4 protein-coding genes and 3 pseudogenes are annotated in these 5,666 nt (G+C 73.3%); 4 read left to right on the forward strand and 3 right to left on the reverse strand.

The window, feature by feature from the left end; all coding sequences use genetic code 11:
* Positions 1–74 precede the first annotated feature (74 nt).
* A pseudogene (locus ACWEN3_RS39850) lies at positions 75–881 on the forward strand (aminotransferase-like domain-containing protein); the annotation flags it as partial.
* On the opposite strand, the gene ACWEN3_RS39855 reads toward ACWEN3_RS39850, so the two are convergent.
* Entirely contained in the window at positions 878–1,483 is a 606-nt protein-coding gene (locus ACWEN3_RS39855; RefSeq protein WP_452981648.1) for a DUF6461 domain-containing protein, read from the reverse strand. The pseudogene ACWEN3_RS39850 and the gene ACWEN3_RS39855 overlap by 4 nt on opposite strands.
* Positions 1,484–1,631: 148 nt before the next feature.
* Here ACWEN3_RS39855 and ACWEN3_RS39860 point away from each other — a divergent pair.
* Positions 1,632–2,224: pseudogene (locus tag ACWEN3_RS39860) on the forward strand (histidine phosphatase family protein).
* On the opposite strand, the gene ACWEN3_RS39865 reads toward ACWEN3_RS39860, so the two are convergent.
* Together ACWEN3_RS39865 and ACWEN3_RS39870 are read right to left on the reverse strand one after the other, a co-directional pair.
* On the reverse strand, positions 2,206–2,652 hold the full coding sequence (locus ACWEN3_RS39865) for a DUF6314 family protein (protein ID WP_452981651.1): 447 nt from the start codon (positions 2,650–2,652) through the stop codon (positions 2,206–2,208). The pseudogene ACWEN3_RS39860 and the gene ACWEN3_RS39865 overlap by 19 nt on opposite strands.
* Before the next feature lie 122 nt (positions 2,653–2,774).
* Complete coding sequence (locus tag ACWEN3_RS39870) at positions 2,775–3,212, reverse strand: carboxymuconolactone decarboxylase family protein (RefSeq protein ID WP_452981654.1); 438 nt, start codon at positions 3,210–3,212, stop codon at positions 2,775–2,777.
* Positions 3,213–3,520: 308 nt separating this feature from the next.
* Between ACWEN3_RS39870 and ACWEN3_RS39875 the strand changes: the two are divergent.
* Positions 3,521–4,684 (forward strand): annotated as a pseudogene (locus ACWEN3_RS39875) (YfhO family protein); the annotation flags it as partial.
* Positions 4,685–5,228: 544 nt separating this feature from the next.
* Positions 5,229–5,534, forward strand: a complete 306-nt coding sequence (locus ACWEN3_RS39880) for a hypothetical protein (protein ID WP_452981656.1) — start codon at positions 5,229–5,231, stop codon at positions 5,532–5,534.
* Positions 5,535–5,666 lie beyond the last annotated feature (132 nt).

The following is a 5,666-nucleotide window of genomic DNA, read 5'->3' on the forward strand; positions in this document are numbered from 1 at the left end:
CCGGGCAGTCGTCCAGGGTGCGGGCCATCTCCCAGCGGTGGCACAGGAGCTGACGCACCATCGGCGCCGGGCGCCTGCTGGCGCTCGCCCGCGCGGCCGGCCTGCGCCCGGTCCCGGTCCCGGTGGATCCCGACGGGGTCCGCCCCGGCCTGCTCGCGGACGCCTTCCAGGTCACCGGCGCCCGGGTGTTCGTCTGCCAGCCGCTGTTCCAGAACCCCACCGGCGCCGTGCTGGCCCCGGAGCGGCGCGCCGAGGTGCTGCGCATCGCCCGCGAGGCCGGCGCCTTCGTCGTCGAGGACGACTTCGTACGGCGCCTGGTGCACGCCGACGCGGGCCCGCTGCCCCGCCCGCTGGCCGCCGACGACCCGGACGGCGTGGTCGTGCACGTCGGCTCGCTGACCAAGGCGACCTCACCCAGCTTCCGGGTGAGCGCCCTGGCCGCGCACGGACCGGTGCTGGAGCGTCTGCGCGCCATCCAGGTGGTGGACAGCTTCTTCGTCCCCCGGCCGTTGCAGGAGGCCGCGCTGGAACTCGTCGGCTCCCCGGCCTGGCCCCGCCATCTGCGGGCCATCTCCACCGAGTTGCGCGACCGCCGCGACGCCATGACGGCCGCGCTCGCCCGGCACCTGCCCGAACTGGCGCTGCCGCACATCCCGTCCGGCGGCTACCACCTCTGGCTCCGCCTGCCCGACGGCGCCGAGGAGCCGGCCCTGACCGCCGCCGCCCTGCGCGCGGGAGTCGCGCTGACCCCCGGCCGCCCCTACTTCAGCGCCGAGCCCCCGGCCGCCCACCTGCGCCTGAGCTTCGCGGCGGTCGCCGGCACCGGGGAGATCGCCGAGGGCGTACGCCGGCTGCGGGCGGCCTGCGACGAGGTGCTCTAAGGCCGGGTCACCAGGGCGCAGGTGAACTCCAGCGACTCGAACAGCTCCGGCGTCAGGCGGACGCCGGTGATCCGCTGGGCGAGCGCGAAGGCGGCCGCGGTGTGCCCGGTGATGTCCCGCTCGTCCTCCGCCCTCAGGTCGAAGCCAGCCTCCCGCATCTCGGCGACGAGGGCGTCCGGCTCGCTGCCGTGCCGCTGTGCCGGGAACAGCGGCTCGAAGTGCAGGCGCTCGGTGCCGTCCTCGAACCAGTGGAAGTGGTCGACCGCGTTGACGTTGCGGAAGTGCGACACCACCGTGCGGCCCCGGGAGAGCGGCAGCATGACCTGCGCGGTGCTGCCCACATAGCAGTTGTACTCGACCATCAGGGTCCAGTCGCCGACCGCGGCGACACCGACGAGCATCTCGTCGTCGTCCCACGCGTCGTACGACGGCTCGGACAGCTCCGCCACGCCGGTCACCGTCTCGTCGGGCTCCGCGCCGAGCTCCCGGAGCAACTCGCCGGGCGCGATCCCCCGTACCAGCGTGAGGCAGTAGGCCTCCAGGAGGTCCTTGTACCGCTCGTTGAGCCAACCGTAGTCGGCGGCCGTCGTGATCTCGGTCATGGGCGGCAGCATGCCAGGGCCCACCGACAGCGTCCTGCCTGCTCACAAGCGGAATGGGTACCCCCGCATCCGTGAGCGGCCGTGTACCCCCGGTAGCTCACAGCCGGTACCCCTTGACCTGGGCACACGGGCGGCACACCATCACCGCATGCCACTGAGGGTGACGTTCGTCGCGGCCGCGCGCAGCGCCCCCTGCTCGCGGAGCGCTTCGAGGACGACCGGCCACTGGACCAGGCCGGCTGGGACGAGGTGCAGTGCGCGGCCGGGGAGCTGCTGCCGCTCGCGGGGGCCGACCTGCGCTACTGCTCGCCGACCCCGCGAAGCCGCGCCACCGGCGACGCGCTGGGGTACGCCCCGCTGGTGCAGCTCGCGCTGCGGGACTGCGACATGGGCCGCTGGCGCGGTCTGACCCTGGGCGAGGCGATGGCCCGGGAGCCGGAGGCCGTGGACACCTGGCTAGCGCACCCGCGCGCCACCCCGCACGGCGGTGAGTCCCTGCTCGCCTTCATCTCCCGGGTCGGCGGCTGGCTCGACACCCGGCCGATTGGTGACGGCGGCCGGATCGTCGCGGTCGCCGAGCCCTCCGTGATCCGGGCCGCCCTGGTCTACGCCCTGAAGGCGCCTCCCGCGAGCTACTGGAACATCGACGTCCGCCCGTTGTCCTCGACCACCGTCACGGGCCGCGGGGGCCGCTGGAACCTCCGCCTCGACGGCGTCCCCGGTCAGCGCTCGCGCACGTAGTCGGTCGTCAGCACGAGATCCTTCGCCGGGCCGCCCACCCGCCACACCGAGCGCCAGTGGCCGGCGTCCCGGACGGTGAACTCGCCCCGGTAGAGGTCGGCCGCGCACGGGTGGTCGGCGACGTACCGCCCCGAGGTGAGATCGAGCGTGTGGAAGGGCCGGCCGTCGGCGAACCGCACGTCCGCCGTGCCCGGCGCGTCCCCCGGCAGGAACCGCAGCGTCCGCGTCGCGGGCCGCGCCACCCCGTGCCACGTGAAGACGCCGGACTCCTCGTGCAGCAGCCCGCCGTCCGGCAGCGCGCCGAACACGGTGACGCCCTCGAAGCGCCCCCGGTCGCCGCTCGCCAGATCCCGTACGTCCCGCTCCACGCGCCAGCGCCCGGCCAGATACGCCAGTACGTCGGCCACCGGCAGGCAGTCCTCGCCCATCGGCCCTCCTCTCCGCCCGCCCCATCGACGTGCTGGTACCTCTTCTCCCTCTCTATCCTGCCGTTCCACGTCGGAGGGCTTCCTCGTCGTCTTCGGGGCGACCTCCCTCGCCTTCCCGAGGATCAGGCGGAGGCGGGCGCCCCGGCCGTGGGCTGCTGGCCCAGCGGCAGCAGCCCACGCTCGGCGAAGACCTTCTTCGCGGCGAAGGTGGCGTTCAGCGCCCTGGGTATGCCGCAGTACACCGCGGAGTGCAGCAGCGCCTCGGTGATCTGCTCCGGGGTGAGTCCCACGTTCAGGGCCGCGTTCACATGCACGTCCAGCTGCGCCTCGCAGCCGCCGAGCGCGGTGAGCATGCCCAGCGTGACCAGTTGACGGTCGCGCGGGGCCAGGGCCGGCCGGTCGTAGATCTCGCCGAACGCCCAGGCGACGATCTGGTGCCCCAGCTCGGGGCTGACGTCCTCGAGCGAGTCCACGACCCGCTGCCCGGCCTCGCCGTCGACCTTCTTCAGGACCTCCAGGCCGTGGGCGAAGCGCTCGTCACGGGTGGTGCTCTCGTTCATGTCGCGTCTTCCGTTCCCGGTCGCCGGCCCTGTGGGCGAGCTGCCGTTCGTGGGCTGCTGGTGACGGGAACGCTAGGACCTGGAGCGCACTCCAGGTCAAGGCCGGTCCCCGGGCACACCGCAATGGCGATTCATCTTGAAACAACTTTCCGGAAAGCCGCGGTTTCCCCGGTGGTCGCGAAATTTACAATTCCGCGCCCCGTCGGTAATGAACCGCGTCATTTTTCGGTGAGCGCACAACCAATCGGAAGCCTGTCCCGTCTAAGTCGGCGAAATCGACGGTGAATTCGCTGGGGGCTTTCCGATAAATGGACCGCTCGACCCCGCCCGGTGCGGCACGCCGGGCCGCCGCGCTGCTCGCGGCGGCCGTCACGACCACGGCCCTGTGCGCCGGTGACGTCCTGGCCCGCAGCTACCCCTTCGGCCCCCGCACCCGCAGCGTCAACGACCTGGGCAACCAGTACGTGCCCTTCCACGCCCACCTCTGGGACCTGCTGCACGGCAGGGCCGACGGCGGCCTCCTCGTCAACTGGCAGTCCGGCTACGGCTCCAGCTTCCTGCCAGACCTCGGCACCTACCTCGGCAGCCCCTTCGCGCCGCTCGTCGCCCTCTTCCCCAGGGACGAGATCGACCTCGCGGTGTACGTGATCACCCTTGTGAAGATCGCCGCCGCGGCGGCCGCCATGGCCTGCCTGCTGCTCACCCTGCGCCCCGGCCGCTGGTGGGCGGCGGGACTGCTCGGCGCGTCGTACGCGCTGTGCGGCTGGACCGTCGCCGACGCCGACTACAACCCGATGTGGCTCGACGGCCTGATCGCCCTGCCCCTGCTGTGCCTCGTGGGCGAGTGGGCCCTCGCCGGCCGGCACCGGCTCCCCGGCGTCCTGATCGTCGCCCTCGCCTGGACCGCCAACTTCTACACCGCCTACATGGCGACCCTCGGCGCCGGCCTGGTCCTGCTGCTCCGCCTGCTGCTCGCCCGCCCGCCCCGCAGACAGGCGCTCGCGGCCGCCGGGCGCGCCGCGCTCACCACCGCCCTCGGCGTGGGCCTCGCGGCCCCGCTGGTGGCGGTCGTCTACTTCGGCACCCGGCACGCCTACCCGGGCCGTGTACGGCAGTTCAGCCCCGTATCCAGCGAGGACCTGCTGGCCCGGCTGCTGCCGACGACGTACGGCTTCGGCTCCCCGGCCCTCTACGTGGGCAGCACGGCCCTGCTGCTCGCCCTGGCCCTGCCCTTCCACCGCGCGGTCCCGGCCCGCGTCCGCGCGGGCTGGACGGCGCTGGTCCTCGCCGTGACCCTGTCCCTGCAGTGGGCGCCCACCCACCTGGTGTGGCACGCCTTCGCCACCCCGCAGGGCAGCCCCTACCGGCAGGCCTTCGTGCTGTGCGGGCTGCTGGTCATCGCCGCCTGGCACGCCCTGGCGTACGGCCCGCCGGACCGGCGCGCCCTGGGAGCCGCGACCGCGCTGCTCGCCGCGCTGGACAGCGACATCGACGCCTGGCGCGCGATCCAGGTCGCAGGACATCTGCCGCAGGGGGCCGACGAGTTGGTGCCCCGGCTCTGCGACCACCTGCGCCGGATCGACCTCTCCCAGCAGTGGACCGAGATGAGCGCCAATGCGGTCCTCTCCGCCCTGGCCGCGCTGGGGGACCCGGCTCCGGTTCCTGCGGTTGTGGACACGCTCGGCACCGCGGTACGCCATGAGCAGGACCGCGTCACGCGATCGGCCCTGAAGACACTGGCGGCGTTCGGCCCGGCGGCGGCCGGCGCACGAGACACGATCCGGTCGCTGACCACCGCCACCGCCGCCCACGTACGACCTGCCGCCATCACCGCGTTGTGGGCCGTCGGGGGTGACCTGTCCGAGGTCATGCCGCTCCTGCTCGGGCCTCCTCGACGACCGCATCACCTTCCGGATCAGTGACGGGGCTGATCTGCTCGGCGAGATTGGCCCGCCCGCCTCCGTCGCCCTGCCGCGCCTGCGGGACCTCCTGACGCACGACTACGAATGGGTTCGGGTGCACTGCGCGGCCGCGCTCTGGGAGATCGGCGGCGAGGCCGAGGCACCGGCCGTCCTGGACGCCCTGCTGCAGGCCATGGCCAGGAACCCCGCGACGGCGAACCACGTCGTGGCCTGCCTGGACCGCATGGGCCCCCTCGCGGCACCTGCCCTGCCCCTGCTCCGCGAGCAACTGGCTCTGCCCCGACGCGGCGGCAGGTTCAAGAGCGTCGACCACGACGAGGAACTCCAGCGGGTCGTTCGTACCCTCATCGCCCGGCTCGAACCTCCAGCGCCCGGAGCCCCCGCCCCGCGAACAGCCTGAGTCTCCGCCGCCCCTCCGTCACCGGCCCGTCGGCCAGCGGGAGATGCAGCAATGCCGCCAGGGCCGACCGGTGGCGAGATGACGGTACGTTCGGAGTTGCCGTGACCCGGGCAGGCTACGGCCCCTCGCAAT

It is taken from the genome of Streptomyces sp. NPDC004561 (genome assembly GCF_053602155.1).